Source organism: Nodosilinea sp. LEGE 07088, assembly GCF_015207395.1.
Classification (GTDB): Bacteria; Cyanobacteriota; Cyanobacteriia; order Phormidesmidales; family Phormidesmidaceae; genus Nodosilinea.
Genome location: NZ_JADEWX010000062.1, coordinates 12021 through 29127, shown reverse-complemented (window position 1 = coordinate 29127; position 17107 = coordinate 12021). Strand labels below are relative to the sequence as shown.

General features: G+C 53.4%; 18 protein-coding genes. 7 read left to right on the top strand and 11 right to left on the bottom strand.

The window, feature by feature from the left end:
• Positions 1-112: 112 nt before the first annotated feature.
• Complete coding sequence (locus tag IQ254_RS33690) at positions 113-427, top strand: DUF6173 family protein (protein WP_228040757.1); 315 nt, start codon at positions 113-115, stop codon at positions 425-427.
• Between the two features lie 475 nt (positions 428-902).
• Here the strand turns inward: IQ254_RS33690 and IQ254_RS15155 are convergent, their stop codons facing one another.
• Complete coding sequence (locus tag IQ254_RS15155) at positions 903-1709, bottom strand: hypothetical protein (protein ID WP_193966996.1); 807 nt, start codon at positions 1707-1709, stop codon at positions 903-905.
• 359 nt (positions 1710-2068) lie between these two features.
• Between IQ254_RS15155 and IQ254_RS15150 the strand changes: the two genes are divergently transcribed.
• Together IQ254_RS15150 and IQ254_RS15145 are read left to right on the top strand one after the other, a co-directional pair.
• Entirely contained in the window at positions 2069-2278 is a 210-nt protein-coding gene (locus IQ254_RS15150) for a hypothetical protein (protein ID WP_193966995.1), read from the top strand.
• A gap of 1062 nt (positions 2279-3340) precedes the next feature.
• A complete protein-coding gene (locus IQ254_RS15145) occupies positions 3341-3637 on the top strand; it encodes a hypothetical protein (RefSeq protein ID WP_228040756.1) in 297 nt (98 codons plus the stop codon).
• A gap of 379 nt (positions 3638-4016) precedes the next feature.
• Here the strand turns inward: IQ254_RS15145 and IQ254_RS15140 are convergent, their stop codons facing one another.
• The gene (locus IQ254_RS15140) at positions 4017-4379 is read right to left on the bottom strand and encodes a VOC family protein (RefSeq protein WP_193966993.1); all 363 of its coding nucleotides are present in this window, start codon (positions 4377-4379) and stop codon (positions 4017-4019) included.
• Positions 4380-4785: 406 nt separating this feature from the next.
• Between IQ254_RS15140 and IQ254_RS15135 the strand changes: the two genes are divergently transcribed.
• On the top strand, positions 4786-6237 hold the full coding sequence (locus IQ254_RS15135; protein ID WP_193966992.1) for a hypothetical protein: 1452 nt from the start codon (positions 4786-4788) through the stop codon (positions 6235-6237).
• Positions 6238-6335: 98 nt separating this feature from the next.
• On the opposite strand, the gene IQ254_RS15130 is transcribed toward IQ254_RS15135, so the two are convergent.
• Entirely contained in the window at positions 6336-6668 is a 333-nt protein-coding gene (locus IQ254_RS15130; RefSeq protein ID WP_193966991.1) for a DUF2834 domain-containing protein, read from the bottom strand.
• Positions 6669-6785: 117 nt separating this feature from the next.
• On the opposite strand from IQ254_RS15130, the gene IQ254_RS15125 reads away from it, so the two are divergent.
• The 3 genes from IQ254_RS15125 (at position 6786) to IQ254_RS15115 (ending at position 8846) form a co-directional block, all read left to right on the top strand.
• A complete protein-coding gene (locus IQ254_RS15125) occupies positions 6786-7652 on the top strand; it encodes a helix-turn-helix domain-containing protein (protein ID WP_228040752.1) in 867 nt (288 codons plus the stop codon).
• A 13-nt stretch (positions 7653-7665) separates the two neighbouring features.
• Positions 7666-8001 carry a divalent-cation tolerance protein CutA gene (cutA, locus tag IQ254_RS15120; protein ID WP_193966990.1) on the top strand — a complete coding sequence of 112 codons (336 nt, stop codon included), beginning with the start codon at positions 7666-7668 and terminating at the stop codon, positions 7999-8001.
• Positions 8002-8090: 89 nt separating this feature from the next.
• Complete coding sequence (locus IQ254_RS15115) at positions 8091-8846, top strand: MOSC domain-containing protein (protein ID WP_193966989.1); 756 nt, start codon at positions 8091-8093, stop codon at positions 8844-8846.
• Positions 8847-8893: 47 nt separating this feature from the next.
• On the opposite strand, the gene IQ254_RS15110 is transcribed toward IQ254_RS15115, so the two are convergent.
• The 8 genes from IQ254_RS15110 to IQ254_RS15075 form a co-directional block, all read right to left on the bottom strand.
• Positions 8894-10030: a mechanosensitive ion channel family protein gene (locus IQ254_RS15110; protein ID WP_193966988.1), complete on the bottom strand. Its 1137-nt coding sequence runs from the start codon at positions 10028-10030 to the stop codon at positions 8894-8896.
• Positions 10031-10038: 8 nt separating this feature from the next.
• The gene (locus tag IQ254_RS15105) at positions 10039-11172 is read right to left on the bottom strand and encodes a mechanosensitive ion channel family protein (RefSeq protein WP_193966987.1); all 1134 of its coding nucleotides are present in this window, start codon (positions 11170-11172) and stop codon (positions 10039-10041) included.
• On the bottom strand, positions 11172-12347 hold the full coding sequence (locus IQ254_RS15100; RefSeq protein ID WP_193966986.1) for a mechanosensitive ion channel family protein: 1176 nt from the start codon (positions 12345-12347) through the stop codon (positions 11172-11174). Before IQ254_RS15100 ends, IQ254_RS15105 begins: the two co-directional genes overlap by 1 nt.
• A 346-nt stretch (positions 12348-12693) precedes the next feature.
• Positions 12694-12999, bottom strand: coding sequence for a hypothetical protein (locus IQ254_RS15095; protein WP_193966985.1), 306 nt, complete (start codon positions 12997-12999; stop codon positions 12694-12696).
• Between the two features lie 241 nt (positions 13000-13240).
• Positions 13241-13537 carry a protealysin inhibitor emfourin gene (locus IQ254_RS15090; RefSeq protein ID WP_193966984.1) on the bottom strand — a complete coding sequence of 99 codons (297 nt, stop codon included), beginning with the start codon at positions 13535-13537 and terminating at the stop codon, positions 13241-13243.
• A gap of 23 nt (positions 13538-13560) precedes the next feature.
• On the bottom strand, positions 13561-14643 hold the full coding sequence (locus IQ254_RS15085) for a M4 family metallopeptidase (RefSeq protein ID WP_193966983.1): 1083 nt from the start codon (positions 14641-14643) through the stop codon (positions 13561-13563).
• A gap of 11 nt (positions 14644-14654) precedes the next feature.
• The gene (locus tag IQ254_RS15080; RefSeq protein ID WP_193966982.1) at positions 14655-16070 is read right to left on the bottom strand and encodes an SMI1/KNR4 family protein; all 1416 of its coding nucleotides are present in this window, start codon (positions 16068-16070) and stop codon (positions 14655-14657) included.
• A gap of 11 nt (positions 16071-16081) precedes the next feature.
• The gene (locus IQ254_RS15075; RefSeq protein WP_193966981.1) at positions 16082-17056 is read right to left on the bottom strand and encodes a hypothetical protein; all 975 of its coding nucleotides are present in this window, start codon (positions 17054-17056) and stop codon (positions 16082-16084) included.
• Positions 17057-17107 lie beyond the last annotated feature (51 nt).

Below are 17107 nucleotides of genomic sequence, written 5' to 3'. Positions count from 1 at the left end.
TGGTTTGGTAGGATGCAGGAAACATATTGGTTTAGGGGAGCTGCACTGAGGCTCCCTATTTTTTGTCCCCTTTATTGTCTCAAAGCCCTGTACCGCATGACGTTGAGTACCCTTGTCACCCGTTAAGGTTCTACATCGTCTATTTCTCGACCAGGTAAGGAAGTTTGAGGATGGATTGGATAATAATGAGGAAATTGGAGTTTATTTGGCCTCTTCAGCTGATGGTAGATGTCTTCGTGTAGAGAAGATTGGCTACAGGGATCCATACTTCATTATTCTAGAGGGCCTTATCAATGATGATCAAAAGGCAAAGTTGATTCAGCATGTGACACAAATAAGTGTTTTATTCATTCCACTTCGTGTTTCTTCTTCGGAGAATAGACAACCAAGACGGTTTGGGTTCGAAATTCCTGATGAGAATCCGTAATTTAAGTAATTGTAGGGTGATCACTGCCCACCTTACCACCCAGCTATCACCAGTCCATCAGGAATATTGACTTAGAGCATCTTCCAAAACCTCCAAATATCCGATTATCGACGCACCTACACTCCTGGTGGGGCAGATTTTCTTGTCCTGGTTACCTTCAACAGCAGACCAATCTTCGCAGAAACCGACAACAAAATGTCTTTGATTGGCTACAGGAGATTAGGATGCAAGCGAAAAAGAAGAGACAGCAGCTGAGTTTGTGAGGGGGGGTGCTGGTGGGTAGTGCTCTGTGTAACATGAGTTCTGTGAAATACCACAGAACTTGACGTTTTCAAGCTTGCGTCGTTTGGTTCAGGAGAACATGTATCCATCGGATTGGGGCGGTAGGGATGAGGTGCCTTTGGAAGATGTTGAGTTCGGGGATGAGTAAGTTTGGTGCGTCTTACTATGTAAAACACTACATGGATAAGTTATTTCAGCTCAGCATTTCTTCTTCATCTTCAGCAGATAGGCCAATAGAGTTACCCAACAGACCAACCAATTCAGGTGCCTCATGATACCTATCAAGATTGTCCAACAGCTTTTTAGGAAGCTCTAGAAAAGCTTTGATTTTTCTCACTCTTTCTACATACTTTTCAATATGAACCCTTTCCATTCTTGAGCCACTTAATTCCTCTCCATTTGTGGCAGTAACTTTTGGCTTGTAGTGGACTATGCTGTTTCTAATATCAATCACTTCTTTCAATTCCTGACCTGGAGAAGAATCAAAAGGCAATTTGTATTCTTCAAGAAAAATGCATGGAACAACTTGCCACTTCTTCTTGAGATCAGCAGGCTCGATTATACTAAAAACATCTTTTCGGCCAGACTCTATGCATTTAATTGACAAATACAAGTTTATCAAAGCTTCTAATAAAGCTGTCGTTAAAACCGCTGCGTTGACAAATATAGAATTTAGCTGATCAGAAAGCTCTATTGCTTTTTTGTGCTTTACGGTTATCACCGCAGAATCAACTTCTGAAGGCACCCAGTCAGGTGTATGCTTTGCTATCAGATCAATAAGATTTTGGTCTTCGGCAGATAGCTTGAGGTTTTCTGGTTCAAAGCTTATCTTGTTATAAGAGAGGGTGTGAATATTAAGCTTGTTAAGTTTTTCCTCCAAGTCACTAAGCAGATCAGACTGGTAATTCAAAGATTTAGCTATGATTAAGTGATGGATTGTGAATTTTATTCCGTTGTATTCGACTTCGGTTAATGTCTGGAAATCTTGTCGCTTTTTCATTGTTTGCGTTATTCCGTGTTCAAAAGAAAGAGACAGCGGTTGAGTTTGAGGGAGGGAGTTGGTGGTGGGTGACTAGTTGGGTGGTGGGCAATGCCCACCCTACGGCTGTAATAGGGTTGCATGCGGTTGGGGCATACGGTTGAAATCACCGATCGCATCAAGTATTCTATGTAACGCGGGGAATGAGCTAGGCGGGGAATGAGAGAGTTAGTGGCTCTCCCAAACCCCTAATCATTCCGACTTAACCACGCTAAGCCGAAATGACTGGACTCATTTTAAGAGATCTAGCCCATCGGTTTCGCACCTTTACGGAGTGCTAGGTAAGTTCCCCGTTTTCCTGACCATAAAAGGTGAACAGCATGACCTATGAGTTCAAACTGCCCGTGCGGCAGCAAGAAGTAGTGCGCCTGATTGCCCTGGGCGACTACGCAGCGGTACGAGACACGATTCATCAGCTCGGGGCGATTGGCTACGCTGACCTCGATCGGTGGACCAAGCTGATGCCCACCGGCAGAGAAGGCGAGTATATCTCGATACACACCCGACGCTACGCCCCCGCAGCAGACTAGCGAACGCAAGAACCCCTAGAGATTTACTCTCTAGGGGTTCTTGCTTGACTGACCCAACTTCCAAGCTTCGCCTTGGCATGGATAGCGGCAGGCTCTGCCTTCTAAAAGCGTGTGGCAGAGCCACTTTGAGGGCATTTCCAGGTAGAACCTGGAAACGAGGAACCGAAAACTGAGGGAATCAAGTTTCAGTCGGGCGTTACTTGATTACAAAGCCCCATTCATAAGTAACGCTATGAAGAAATCAAGTTTTGCTTAGGCGTTACTTAACTATGGCATCGCATAGATAAGTAACCTTGTCAGAGAATCGAGTTTTCTACGAACGTTACTTATCCATCGCCTGTCGTTATCGAGTAACGTAGCTCCGTAATCGAGTATTGTGCCGGGGTTACTCGATGCGCTCCCTAGTTTTGCCCATGCGATCGAGCGCCAACCGCCCATCCCCTCGCAGGAGTTGCACAAGTAAACAGAATACTCAACGGGAGTATGTCACATCTAAGCCCTCACCCGAAATCCCTCTCATAAACTTGAGTTCGTTACAAGCTTCGACTTGTGGGAAACAAGCTTGCTGTCCCCTCCCTGGAGGGGCTAGGGGTGGGTTTGTCCGGGCCATTAACCAGGTTATCCGCAGGAAACGGTCGGTTTAATGTCACCGGTTCGACCCACCCCGCCCTTTGGGCACCCCTCCCTGGAGGGGACGGCGTTCTCTCGAACTGACGTTCTCATAAGCTTGGGAGAGAGACTTTGAACCTCATGTCCCCTTGGGAGAAGGGGCTGGGAGATGAGGGCCACTCAGGGTATTCGCAACATGACATGCTTTCATATTCACGATCGACGCGAGTATGAAAGCCCGCTGACCTTTAGACGCCTATCGCTTGTTCTATTGCTTAAAAATACGCAAAACCTCCTTTGATTATGCTGCTCAGATTCCGTATTATTTGGGGGTGCACAGGGTAGACCCATTTGCCATAGTCAAAGGGCAAACCACTATGGGGCATTCTACCAATGGGCAGAGCAAAAAGAGGTTCAAAAGTAGTAGAACAGGCACAGAAACGTGCGGCGGGCATGCGATCTATTAACACTAAGTTAGATCTGGGCAATGGCCTGACCCTGGCCGAATATAACCAGGCTATTGATGCTGTACAAGCCAGCATTGACGCCTACAACGAGGCTCTATCTCAGGTAGACAATGCCTCCAATGGTGTGCAGGCCGGGGAGAAAAAACTGCGGGACTTGTCGGAGCTAATGTTGATAGCTGTTGCGGCCAAGTACGGCAAAGATAGCTCTGAATATGAGATGGCGGGCGGCACTCGCAAGAGCGATCGCAAAAAACCAAAGCCTCGGCAGATGAAGGCCGCTTAGCTAATTGGAATTCCTAAAAATCGTTGCTACCCGCACCCCTTTTGTCTCGGTCAACTGTCTGAGACAAAAGGGGTTTAGCTTTGGCTGCAAAACTCGTTCGTAGTTCTGCCTTCTGAAAGCAGGTGACAGAGACACTTTGAGGGCATTTCCAGGCAAGTAGCTGGCAACGAGTACCGCTTAATCTAACCTGAATTCGGGTTAAGTCTTCCTCGTTTAGAACCAGGCCAATCTTCCCCTCCGTGGAGGGGCTAGGGGTGGGTTGGTCTTAGCCATTGCCCGACTTATCCGTAGAACACAGCAGCCTTGATGTCAGCGTTTTGACCCACCCCGCCCTCCGGGCACCCCTCCCAGGAAGGGAAAGTATTATCCCGAACTGAGGTTAATCTAGGTCCTGGCCGATCATAATCCGGTGGCCATCCAGGGTTCTGAGGCCAAATTCACGCATGCCCCAGGGTTCATCGCGCAGGGGTTTAATCAGTTCTACGCCCTTAGCGGCGACGCTGGCGTAGTAGTCATCCACGTCATCCACCACAAAATAGCCAAAGTAGGAATGGTCGCCCAGGTCGCGGGGCGGGGTGGCATCGGGGCAGTGCCCGGCCATAATGCGGCAGTTATCGCGCACAAACATGCGCCAGCCCGGGTCGCCAATGTCGTGGATTTCAAACTCGAGCACATCCCGATAGAAGGCGGCAGACGCCTCCAGGTCAAGGACGGCTAAGACATACATGGTGCGATCGATCATTCCGATTGCCCTCCACCTTGTAGGGGGATACTGCGCTCATCTTAGATCATTTGTACCTATTTCCAATCCTGGGGGTGCATAGCGTAATATTGACTCCCAAACGCCTGAACCACGGCATCTAGAAAGTAGGTGACGCCATCCCCTGAGAGGTGCATAGCGTGATATTGACTCCCAGACGCCTGAACCAGCTGGTGTTAGACACCTGGGGCCAACGGTTTCACTGATTCATCGCGGTGGGCTACGACAGGTTGATCGCTGCCCCTTCCGCCTCGGTTTCTGGCTTGCGGGTGAGCAGGTAGATCAATATTTCGAGCTGGACCTGGTATGAGAATAAGCTAGCTTTCTGAGCGGTGTTGGGATGAAGCAAATCAACAGGGCGATAAAACGGACCAATGTTCCTTTAAGGGTGTCAAAACCCTGGCGGGGGCTGCCCTGGGTGTTGGCTATCGCTCTGGTGCTGCGGCTAGGGGTGGCCTTGGTCTCAGAGCAGATCTATCACCCTGACGAAGTCTTTCAATACTTGGAACAGGGTCACCGCCTCGCCTTTGGCTATGGGGCAGTGCCCTGGGAATATCGGTTCGGCCTGCGCAGTTGGATCTTGCCGGGGCTAATTGGTGGGGTGCTAAGCCTGTGTGGCTATCTGGGGTTGGATCAGCCCCAGTTCTACATGGCGCTGCTGGAAAGTCTGGGCTGTTTGCTATCCCTCAGCCTGGTCTATGGGACCTACCGCATCGGGCGGGGGCTGGTTTCAGAAGAGGTGGGCCGTCTGGCCTGTGTTTTAACAGCTGGGTGGCATGAGCTCATCATCATGGCCCAGAAGCTGACGCCAGAAGTACTGGGGGCTTACTTGCTTGTGGGGGCCGCAGCGCTGCTGGTGGGTCAACCCAGGGCAAAAACCGCCCTCTTGACCGGGATCTGCGGCACCGGGGCGATGGTATTGCGGTTACAGTACGCCCCGGCGGTGGCCATAGTGGCGGTGGCGACTTCTTTTTTCTGGCCCCGGCGACTGGTGGTAATGGCGGCGGGGGGCGGGGTGGCCATGCTGCTGTCCGCCGGGTTGGTGGATGGGTTTACCTGGGGGGTGTCCTTCGTCTCGTTCTACCACAACTACCTGTACAACAAGGTTTATGGCCTCAGCAGCAGCATCTGGGGAGCCCAATCGCCCTGGTTTTATCTGCAGCATCTGGCCCAGCAGTCGGGGGGGCTATTTTTAGTGGCCATAATTTACGGCGTGCTCCGCCCTGGCCGCAAGCCCTGGCTGATGGTGGCCCTGGTGGTAAGTCTGTTGCTTCCCCATAGCCTGATTGCCCACAAGGAGTATCGGTTTATTTTTGCCATCGTGCCGTTTTGCCTGGTGCTGAGTGCGATCGCCCTCAGCGATCTGGGCCGATGGCTGGGCCAGCGGTCATGGCCCTGGGGAATTACGGCCACGGCGCTGGTGCTGGCTGGCTCAACCTGGGGACTGATGGTCAATACCCATTATTTATCTCGCCAGGATGGGGTGCAGGCGCTGCTTTTTCTGCATGACCAACCGGCTTTAGTCTCGGTGCTGAATCTTTATGGCCACTGGTATGACACCGGGGGCTACTACCACCTACATCGCAATGTACCAGTGTTTCTGCCGGAGCATTTGGCCACCATTGAACTGATTGACCTGGCAAACTACTTCAGCCATATTTTGTGTTCGGTGGACCAGGGACCCATAGATGGCTTTGAAACAATTGCCCAATTTGACTCCATCGAGGTGCGCCAGAACAGTCTGGGTACGCCCCCCTCGATGTTGGACATGGACACCCACACGATCTTTCAGTGGGGGGTGGAGGATGTGTTTCAGCCCCGCATCACTCCTCGCTTTTAGGGCTGTGGCAGGCAGTATGGCAACCGTGACCAGGCAGACCCGCAAAGACCGCTTAGCGGAGTGGCATCGTGTCAGCAGTCTGAGGGCCAGCAGTTTCACTAATTCATCGCGGTGGGCTGCGACAGGTTGACCGCTGTACCTACCGCCGCGGCCTCTGGCTTGCGGGTGAGCAGATAAATCAGTGGCCCAAAGGACCCCGCCACCAGGGTAATCAAAATCCAGGGCCAGGGGTTGCGCCCGATCGCTTTGGCGTCTTGCCACAGCCACACCAGCACTAGAGTGAGCGCGATCGCCAGGTCGACCAAGACTTGGGTGGCCCCAAAGCTCTTAAAGTGGGGCGCGAGAATGCCCCAGTAGCCGTGGTACCAGAGCGCGGCGGCGGTGAGGGCGCCAAACAAGATCAGGGTAATTGCAAGTAGGCTGCGTTGCATGGGGTCACCTCTTAGGTTGTGATAGGTTCAGTATTGAGCGCCCACGTTATAGAATCAATTACCTCAGAGGTAATATCGCCAGTGCGCTGCCCCAGGTTTGGCCATTGGTCACAACCGATGTCCCAGGCGCAATGGCCAAGGCTATATCGGGCCGATCGCAACGGGCCAATCTTCGCGCATCCTATGACGACCCATCCGCTACCTACCACCCTGCGCCAGGTGCGTAAAGCCAGTCGGCTCAGCCAGCTCGAGCTATCGCTGCGCCTGGGCGTGTCCCAGCGCCATGTCAGCTTTGTCGAGAGTGGCCGGGCCAACCCCAGCCGCGAATTGCTGATGGCCTGGCTGCAAGAACTCGACGCACCGCTGGTGGTGCGCAACGAGGTCATGCTGAAGGCGGGCTATGCCCCGGTCTACAGCGCCACGCCCCTGGGCGATCCGGCCCTGGCCCAGATTGACGAGGCGCTGGGACAGCTGCTGACCGCCCACGACCCCATGCCCGCCCTGGTGATCGACGCCCACTGGAATGTGCTGCGCCTGAACCGGGGTGGGCAATGGCTGGCGGCGACGCTGATGCCCTGGGCGGCTGAGCTCGCCGCCACTGAACCCGTCAATGTGCTAGATCTCTTGGCCCACCCCGAAGGATTTACTAAACCGATTGTCAATCTACCGGAGATGGGGCCAGCGTTTCTGGCCCACCTGCGCCATGAGGCGGCGATACAGCCTGCGATCGCCCCCAAAGTAGAGGCCTTTGCCGCTCTGCTGCGCGATCGCATAGGCGAACAAAACCTCCACAAAATCGAGCCCCAGCCCACTGCCCCGGTGCTGACCACTCGCTACCGTACTCAGTATGGGGAACTGGCCTTTTTTAGCATGTTTACTACCTTCGGTACGCCCCAGGATATTACGCTGGCCTCATTACGGGTAGAGCATATTTTTGCCGCCGACGAAGCCACCCATGCGGTGCTGAGAGCACAAGTTCACTAATGGAATAAACGTCATGCAGTTCTTTTATGTGACCCTCAACAACTCAGAAGAAGCCCGTCAAATAAGCCATAGCCTGCTTGAGAATAAGCTGGCGCTCTGCACCAACTGGTTCCCTATTACCTGTGCCTATCGCTGGGAAGGGAAGGTGGTGGAGGAACCAGAAGTTGTCTTGATCATTAAGACCCAACCGTCCTACAGACAGGCGATTGAGGCCGTGATCCAAGAGCATATCGACTATACAAATTGCGTCGCTGCACTCGCCGTAGAGTCGGTTAATGACAGTTTTCTCAGCTGGCTGAATATGGAGATTCCCCAGGAACTCCAGGAATCTCGACATCAAAAGCACTAGATTGAGTCCCATAGGCAAGGCTCTAGCTATGGCTGCTGTTGACCCCAATCGGTCACTCGAACAACTGCTCATCACAACCAGTGGTAGACATGGAATTAACTGAAATCTGGCGGTACCCGGTTAAGTCCATGCTGGGGGAGTCGTTAGAACAAGCCAACATCGGTCCCGGCGGTATTGAAGGAGACCGGCGATGGGCGGTCGTAGACGCCGAGTCTGGCGTATCGTTGAGCGCAAAACGATACCCCGACCTACTACGCTGTCGAGCCTGGACGAGGGATAGCGAGGTGATGATCAGCCTCCCGGACGGGGGTGAATACTTAGTTGATTCCGCTGAAGTAGCGTCAGGCCTTTCCGATCTCCTCGGACGACGGGTGACTACCCGATCAGCCGACGCTACCGAAACGATCCAACACGAGTTTCCTACAGCAGTTACGAAGGGCGAAGGCGAACCCTTCCTATACGAGCCGAAAACTGAAGCATTTTTTGATTGTGCGCCGTTGCAGCTGCTAACGTCTGCAACTCTAGCTAAGCTACAGCAACGACTGCCCGATTCAATCGTCCATCGGGCCCGATTTCGCCCCAATTTTCTGATCGAAACAAGCGAAATTGGCTTTATTGAAAATGACTGGGTGAACAAAAATTTGACCCTTGGCGCTTTAAGGTGTCAGGTATACGACGACACCCGGCGCTGCATTATGGTCGCGTTAGCTCAAGGGGATCTGCCGCGGGACACCAACGTGATCCAGATGATTCTGAAAATCAACGAAGGGCGGGCGGGAGTCGCGCTGAAAACCATGGACTCCGGCACGGTGCGGTGTGGAGCCAAGGTTGAACTTCTCGCTTAGGCGACGAGATTGGGTGCCATGGGCGACCTATAGGTTCCCTATTCTGGCTATCGGGTTACCGGCGAGTTGACGTAGAGCATGGGCTCTTGCATAACGAACTGCAAACTGTAGGCTGCCAGTCGCTGGGTAATGTCTTCTTTAGCCACGTCGACCAGGCGCTTGCGTAAACTCAATGAATTTTGGCCAGAGCTAAGTAAGAAAAAGCTCACCCTGGCCCGGCTTCCCGGTTCCCCTTCCGGGTCGTATAGGGCCACCTTAGCGCTGAGGGGTTCTACACCATAAATGCCGGTAATGCTGGCCTCAATCACTTCCCGGGCCAAAGCCCGCTCTTGATCCCGCAGGGGCTGGGGAAAGTCTAAATACAATAACGCCATCACTTTACTGCCCCTAGAAATATTCTCGATATCTTTGGCCACCATCAGAGAATTAGGGGCAATGACCAGGGTATTTTTGCCCGCGACTCGAATCTTGGTCGAGCGAATGCCAATCGACTCGACCCGGCCATAGACATCTTCATCCTTAGGGTTAAAGCTGACCCGCACGTATTCTCCAGGTAGGTAGGGGCGATCGAGATAGAGCACAATTGACCCAATGACCTGGGCGATGGTCTCTCGGGCGGCAAACGATACGGCCAGACCCACGACTCCCAAACCCGCCAAAACGCTAATCAGGTTCAGATTTTGGCTTTGGGCAAAAAAGATCATGCCAAAAAATATGATAGTGGCGTTAATTAGACTTTCGACCACCAAGATAAAATCGTCGGCATCATGGTTAAAACGCTGCACAATTTTGACCCCATACAGACGAATAATCTGGTACAAGAGGCGCGATAGCAGCCAGCCAGCGTTTAGGGCTAGAGCGAGGTAGACCAAAAAGTTGAACAAGCTCAACAAGCCCGGAAAATCTTCCAACACCTTTAAATTGAGGGCAATTAGAACCAACGCGATCGTATTCGCCAACGATCGTCGATAGGGCCCAATAATTTGTCGGTAGCCTGCGGCTATATCAGCCGGGGCTAAGGAATGAATCGCGAGCTGAATGATGAGTGGAATTAATCGCCCAACCAATAAGGATATGACGATCAGCGCCATGAAAATAGCGATTTGTTGCCCAAACTCCAGCAGCCGTTGCTGCACGGCAGCATCGACTAAAAAGACCTCGCGAATAATGTCCTGAATAGCCATGGGCAGGGTTAAAGCGTTACCGGTGAGTCAACATAAACCGTCGGTTCTTGGATGGTGAACGCCAGGTTTCTCTGCTTGAGTTCTTGGCTGATAGATTCGTTCGCCAACCGCAAAAGCTGCTTGCGCAACTTGAGCGATGATTCACTGGTGCCCATGACAAAAAAGCTGACCCTGGCGCGGCTGCCGCTGCCTTCGTCTAGCTGAAACAGATGAATGCGGGTGCTGCCCGGGTCGATGCCAAACAGGTTGTTGATACTGGCCTCGACAATTTGCGTCACCAGGGCGCTCTCGCTATCGGTCAGCAATCGGGAAAAATCAATATAGATCAGCACCATGACCTTGGTGCCGCGAGACACATTTTCGATATCCTTGCGGGCCATGATGGAATTGGGGACGATCAGCAGGGTGTTAGAAACCGCCACGCGAATTTTGGTCGACCGAATGCCAATGGATTCGATCCGCCCGTAGACATCCTCGGCGTGAATGTTGAAGTTGATGCGAACGTATTCCCCCGGGGTGTAGGGCCGATCGAGGTAAAGCACAATGGTGCCAATGACTTGCCCTAGGGCTTCTTGGGCCGCGAAGGCGACGCCGGTAGCGACAATGCCTAAACCTGTCAGCAGAGCTAAGAAGTTGAAGTTGCGAGTCTGGGCAAAGATGGTGATGGCAAAAAAGCCAATCAACACATCCACAATGGTTTCAAAAATCAGGACGATGTCGTTGATCTCATCGCTGATGCGTTTGACCAGGTTAATGCCGTAGAGACGAATAACCTGTTTGGAGATGCGAGACAGCAGCCAGGCCAGGCTCAGGGTCATCGCCAGATCGACCAAAAATGCCAATAGACGGTAAAAGCCCCCGTAGCTGCGCAGAATATTGAGGCTGGCCGAGATCAGCATTAGGCTCGTGGCGGTGGCGAGAGCTCGGCCCAAGTCACCCATGATGGCGGTGTAGATGTTGCCCTGCTTAGGTGGCAGGGCGCGGGTGATGATGGCGCGCAACAGCCAGGGAATGAGGCGACCAACGCCGATCGCCGCCCCCACCAAAACAATTAACAGGCCAAACCGCGCCGCAAAAATAATCAGGGCCTGCCGGGCCTGGTCATCGAACTGAAATCTTTCCAGTAGGGCGGCAATATCCATTAAATGTTCATGGGCGACGTGATGTTGGTGGCGGTTTCTTCGATATCAAATGCCAGACCATAGCCCTTGAGCTGCTGCATCACGTTTTGACGGGCTGCCTCTAAGAGCTGCCCTCGCAGCTCCATGGAAACCTCGCCTGAACCCAGGATAAAAAAGGTAATCTGTGCCTGCACTGCCCCCTGGTTATCATCGGCGGAGTCATCTTTCGCAAGGTCGTGGAAAACAACTTCGGTTAATCGGTGGTCGAGGCCGTAGATATCTTTGGTGCTGCTTAAAATGATCTGACGAATCAAGGCTCTCTCTTCGTCGGGAATGGCGCGCTTGAAGGCCACGTTGATCAGCGAAATCACTTTCTGAGCCCCCGAAAGATTTTCGATCGCCATCTGGGCCAAAATGCTGTTGGGAATGATCACCAGCGTGCTTTTGCCGGAGAGCCTGATTTTGGTTGAGCGCCAGCCAATCGATTCGACCCGCCCAAAGGTGCCATCGTTAAGGTGGATGTAGTCATCGGGGGTGAAGGGGCGATCGAGGTAGATCATGATGCTCCACAGCACCTGCTCCAGAATTTTTTGGGCGGCCAGGGCGATCGCCACGCCGCCAATGCCTAAGCTGGCGACTAAGCCAATCAGGTTGACCTGGTGGGCCTGGGCAAAGGCAAAGAACACCACCAGGATGATCGCCCCATAGGTCAAATACTTGTAGAGCAGCAAAATTTCACTGTTGACCTTGTTTTTGCTGCGAATCGCCAGATCTAGCATGTAGACCCCAAAGTAGCGATCAAAAATGCTGAACCCCAGCAGCACCATGTTGATGGCGATCGCAATGCCGACGATCAGCTCCAGGGCATCTAGCCAAACCGCTTGCCGCTGTAAAACCAGCAGCGGCAGATCGCCCAAAATCAGCAGCAGCGTGATGCCCAACCAGTTTTGGTGGGGGCGCACCACCTGGGCATAGATCGACTTGGCCTTGTCGGGCAGAACGTTGTCTGTGACGGCTTTGATCTGGTCGGGCAAGGCATTGAGCCATCGCCGCATCACAAAAATGCCGCCGCCCAGGGTCGCCAGTAGGGCAAATGCGATCGCGATAATCTGGGCCGAAATTGAGAAGGGGGTGGAGATGTCCGCTGGAGCGCCGATATCCCCAAGCAACTCCAGAATGTATAACGGGGCAGGCATATTAGTCAGAAACAAGGGAAATTGTATCGCCGCTGCAGCTGGCCCCTAGGCGTTGAAGCTGAAGCCACATTGACAAGCCCTTACATGGTAATAGAGCAGTGCCCAGGCGCAAGGTGGATGGGCCGCTTTTTGGCTCTCAAAGTTACGCATTCTTGGAGTTGCCTGCAAACAATTCCTGGCGTTGCATCATTAAAAAATGGGGATTGCTGGGTGCAGGTATGAATCAAAAATCAGATATTCCCTGTAGGGGCGAATGGCCATTTGCCCTTACCCAAATTCATACCGTTATTCAGCAACGCCAAAAAATGAATGGTACTTGAGGACGCTACCATCGGCAGTAAGATGGTCAAAGCAATGCGTTAAGACTCTGAACCAGCGGATCTTGACAACGTTTCGAGATGCTCCGATAGGTCTCTGCAAGTTCCTGGGCAAGCTGAGCTTCTACTGCTTTGACTTCGGCTTTGGAATGGCCTTTTTCGAAAAAGATTCGATACGGCGCAGCCTGGAAGAGCCCTACCGCGAGCTCTTTTAATAAAGCGTCATCCAGCGGTTCACGCCAACCCAAGCAGTCATCATTCGTTTCCAATAACTGCATTTTAGCCTTGCAGCGAATAACTGACCGATGGGGACGATGACGATTGACTAATTCCATGAAAAGGGGTACTGCATAACGATGTCGTGCAGTATACCCATATTTTGTCGTTGAATCCAATTCACTTGAGCTACATTCTGCCCAAAAATTGGCTGGGAAGGTGAACTTATCTGCCCATAGCTCGCCCTTGGTTCTTCGGAGAAGAATCTTGGTGCTCGCCCTTCAATGAGGCAGAATAACGACGACTTGATAGTTTCAACCTATTCGGTTGTTCAAGCCGCTGCGCCAGGGTTAACGCCCCTCATTGCTGCGAGGCCATGGTCATTAACCAGCCCAAGAGCGGTTTTAACGGCTCCGGCATGGCCATGTCTCCAACGGTAACCCTGTGCTGCCGATCGCCCTCTCGAACGGTGATCTCATACTCAAATCGATCGGGTTGAGCAGAGATAGACGGGGGCGCTGTCAGATGGAAAAAGTCGGCTGCTTCTACTAACTGACGCAGCTGCGCGGCTTGATCGGAGGGCAGAGTAGCGGTATCGACCTGGAGGGTGAGCGGTATGCCGGTGTAACCACCGCTGCGTTCGACTGTGATCTGCATTTTTTGAACCCGTGATTGAGGGGCTAAATCACGCCGACCTGCTGCCAGGCGCTGCGGACGGCGTTCTGTTCGTCACTGCCATTGCCGTAGTATCCCGCGATCGCGATCGTCGCCCGGGCCGCCTCGCCGAAGGTGGCGTCGCTTTCGAGCCCGCTCTTCATCGCGACATACCAAATTTTTCCGGCTTTTTCCCAGCCGTAGCCGCCAATCGCTTTTGCCGCCAGATAAAACGCATGGTTGGGAATACCGGAGTTGATGTGAACGCCGCCGCGATCGCGGCTTCCCCGGTAGCGATCGCGGTAGTGCTTGGGTTGGGGATCGGTGCCAAAATTGGCATCATTCTCAAAGGCTTTTTCTGCTTTAAAGGTTCGCACCCCTCGAATGCCTGCCCCCGGACCCAGGACTTCTTTGCCGATATACCAGTCGGCCTGGTCAACGGTCTGGTTAGACTTCCACTGGCCGATCAAAGCGCCCATGATGTCAGCAAAGCTTTCATTCAGGGCACCAGACTCGCCGAAGTAGTCTAGCTTGCTGGTAAAATTCAAGACCCCGTGGGTCAGCTCGTGGCCCACCACATCCAGCGACCTGGTAAATCGGGTAAACAAATTCCCGTCGCCATCCCCGTAGGCCATCTGCTTGCCGTTGAAAAAAGCATTGGACATAGGGCCATTGAAGGTATCTCCCACGTGAACGCTCGAACGGAGGGGCAACCCCGCATCGTCTAATGAGTCCCGCTCGAAGACGGCCTGATAGAAGTCATAGACATCCCCGGAGTGGTCATAGGCTTCATTGACCGCTTCGTCGTCTATGGCGCGATCGCCCTCCTGACGGACCAAATTGCCAGGCAGCGGATCGCTGACGCCCCTCATATCAAATATGTAGCGGGTTTTGCCTGCGATCGGGGCCCTAGCCATCTGCTCCCCAGCTATCTCACTGATAGTGGCTGGAGCCATAAACTGCTGGCTCAGCAGCCGCCGAGCGGTCCGATATTCATTCCCCAGGGATGCCAAGGCAACCTGGCGCGCCGCTGGGTCCTCAGAGGTTTGCAACGTTTCGGCCATATAGGGCGGAACAAAGCAGCAAAGTGGATGGTGACAGAGATGCATGATGATTAACGCTAAACGACTTGAAGCACGGGCACTTTGAAGTAGCCTGGTGAAGCAGAAACATTCTGCAGAGTGACCCATACCTTGAGGCGATACAGACCCGGCTGTAGTAACCGGGCCTCAGGGAATTGGGCTGTATACGGCGGGTCGTTGCGCCCCGCCATGTGTAGGGTGATGTCTCCCAGCTTGGTATCTAATTGAGTCGACAGATGGTGGGCAACGCACTGGGCTCGATAGACAAGCTGTTGTTCTGCCAGGCTAGCCCTGGCTTCGCCTACTACATTCATAGAGACTTCCAGGATGAATGGCTCCCCGCTCTGAATCGTGCCTGGGAAGAGGGGCTGGGCTCGATCGGCGACCATGGGGGAATCGACTGGCCGAGAGCGCAGCACCCGAAGCTGGGTGATGTCTAACGCGACTGGTGTTTCTGACGTAGATTGGTCAGGGGTTGCTTTCAGCTGCTGGAACATCCAAGCTTGAACGGCTCCAGGGTCGATATCTGACCAGGTTTCAGCGGCACCGGTTTCTCGATGGTGCGCCGTGCTGCGCTGTTGGTCACGGCAAGCCTGGAACTCAACGGTGAAGGAGGCCCAGTCATGCCATGCTTCGGTTAAGGGCGGTATCAGGGGCGGCATCAAGGCGGAACTCCCGTCGATCGCTAACTCATCTAACTCATCTGGCTCGGGTGAGACAACCGATAGGGATGCGGTGGCTTCTATTACCGTGGGCGAAGGGTTGGTTTCTTCTGGTTCTGGGGTGACGGGCTCTGGGGTGATGGCTGAGAAAGCTGGGCCATCGGGGGTGTCTCTCAGCTCTAGAAAGTTTTCGTATTCTGCCTGCATCATGATTTGGAACGAAGGGTAGCGATCGGCCCCTGGCAGCCAGTCCCCGAAAAACCAGGCTTCCCACTCGCCATCCGGTGTGACAACCTGGGGATTGAGCAGATAAATCGCGCCATCGCTGGGCTGACTAATCTCTAAAGTGGTTTGTAGATAGTCAAGGCGGAGTTGGCTGCAATCCTGTGCATCGCCGTAGATGAAGTAGTCCGCATCCGACACGGATGGCGTCGGCGCTTTGGCGTTAGCCGTCACGGGAGAATGCGGCTCGGCTTGTTCCAAAAAGGCATTAATCCAGGCCTGATGTCTGACCGCAAACCACTCAACGTCTTCAATCGACCACAGTGTGTTGCTGAAAAGAGGCGTCTGCCGCCAGCCATTGGTGACTTTTAAGAACGCTCGATAGGAGGGCGGCAAAGACCGCTCCAGGCGGGCTTCAGCGCGAGAAAGCTGCTTCTCGGTTGCCCCCGCATAACCCAACCAGCCGGATTTCAGGACCCCAGGGGGCAAGTCTGCCGAATCGGGGCCGATCGCGTCGATAATTTCCTGACTCCATCGTTTCAGGAACCTCTCCCAGTTGAAGCTGCTCATGACTGTAAGCCTTAGATAACTTGGAGCAATGGCACCTTGAACCGGCCTGATGCTGCGGGGGCCTGTTGCAGGGTGGCTAAGACCTTCAGGCGGTAGGAACCGGCCTGTAGTAGTCGTAGTGACGGCAGTAGAACGTTATAGACAGAGTCGTTGGAGGCGCAAACCTGGGCGGTCACCTCCCCCAGACTGTCTGTTATTCCTGTCGCCAGATTGCGCGCGAAACACTGCACGTGATAAGCCACCTGTTTGCCTGGATAGGCCTCGGCTAGACCAGGAAACTGCATTGACACTTCCAGGGCAAACGGATCGGTCGTGTGCAGTGCCTCTGAGAAGATGGGGATGTTTTTGTCAGCCACTAGAGGCAGGCTCATGTGGTCAGGCTGCAACACCCGGAGCCGGGTGATTTCGGCCTCAATTGGGGTTGACATGGCCGGATCTGCCGCTGGTAACGACGACAGCGCTGCCTCTATGCGATCGCGCAGCCACTGCTGCATTAGGCCAGTTTCAGCGCTATCCCAGCTCTCAGTTTCATCGGTTTCCAGGTGATGGGCGACGAATCGTTTTTCCGTTTGCCCGTTCACTCGACGGATCTGGCAGTCCACTTTGAATGACGCGAATGACTCCCAAGGGCTCAAATCTGAGATATCCGCCGCATCTGTTCGCTCTTGAACCCGCTGGGGCAAATCGCTGACGGAGGCGATCGCGTCGTTCCCCCGGGACGATTCTGGTTGTTCTAGGGACGCCTCAGCATGGCGAACTTGGGCTTGAGCGATCCAGTCTTTCAGCTCGTCGGGGGACATGGTGCGCCCATCCAGCTTGGCCTGGGCCTCAATGCCACTGGCTGACGCCTGGGCCAGATCGGTGATCGTATGAATACCCAGCGAATTCAGCCAACGCTTTCTGACAACGCCAATCCCGCGAATCTGGGTTAAATCGCTGAGGTTATTGTGATGATCATTTGGTTCATGGGTGGGTGATCCCATCATCCTGGCTCCTCGTTTTGAATAGTAACCTGGTAGGCGCAAAGTCCTACCAGG

Coding starts and splice junctions, on each gene's coding strand:
- IQ254_RS15155 (WP_193966996.1), bottom strand. CDS start 1,709: ATGAAAAAGCGACAAGATTTCCAGACATTAACCGAAGTCGAATACAAC.
- IQ254_RS15150 (WP_193966995.1), top strand. CDS start 2,069: ATGACCTATGAGTTCAAACTGCCCGTGCGGCAGCAAGAAGTAGTGCGC.
- IQ254_RS15145 (WP_228040756.1), top strand. CDS start 3,341: ATGCGATCTATTAACACTAAGTTAGATCTGGGCAATGGCCTGACCCTG.
- IQ254_RS15140 (WP_193966993.1), bottom strand. CDS start 4,379: ATGATCGATCGCACCATGTATGTCTTAGCCGTCCTTGACCTGGAGGCG.
- IQ254_RS15130 (WP_193966991.1), bottom strand. CDS start 6,668: ATGCAACGCAGCCTACTTGCAATTACCCTGATCTTGTTTGGCGCCCTC.
- IQ254_RS15125 (WP_228040752.1), top strand. CDS start 6,786: ATGTCCCAGGCGCAATGGCCAAGGCTATATCGGGCCGATCGCAACGGG.
- cutA (WP_193966990.1), top strand. CDS start 7,666: ATGCAGTTCTTTTATGTGACCCTCAACAACTCAGAAGAAGCCCGTCAA.
- IQ254_RS15115 (WP_193966989.1), top strand. CDS start 8,091: ATGGAATTAACTGAAATCTGGCGGTACCCGGTTAAGTCCATGCTGGGG.
- IQ254_RS15110 (WP_193966988.1), bottom strand. CDS start 10,030: ATGGCTATTCAGGACATTATTCGCGAGGTCTTTTTAGTCGATGCTGCC.
- IQ254_RS15105 (WP_193966987.1), bottom strand. CDS start 11,172: ATGGATATTGCCGCCCTACTGGAAAGATTTCAGTTCGATGACCAGGCC.
- IQ254_RS15100 (WP_193966986.1), bottom strand. CDS start 12,347: ATGCCTGCCCCGTTATACATTCTGGAGTTGCTTGGGGATATCGGCGCT.
- IQ254_RS15095 (WP_193966985.1), bottom strand. CDS start 12,999: ATGGAATTAGTCAATCGTCATCGTCCCCATCGGTCAGTTATTCGCTGC.
- IQ254_RS15090 (WP_193966984.1), bottom strand. CDS start 13,537: ATGCAGATCACAGTCGAACGCAGCGGTGGTTACACCGGCATACCGCTC.
- IQ254_RS15085 (WP_193966983.1), bottom strand. CDS start 14,643: ATGCATCTCTGTCACCATCCACTTTGCTGCTTTGTTCCGCCCTATATG.
- IQ254_RS15080 (WP_193966982.1), bottom strand. CDS start 16,070: ATGAGCAGCTTCAACTGGGAGAGGTTCCTGAAACGATGGAGTCAGGAA.
- IQ254_RS15075 (WP_193966981.1), bottom strand. CDS start 17,056: ATGATGGGATCACCCACCCATGAACCAAATGATCATCACAATAACCTC.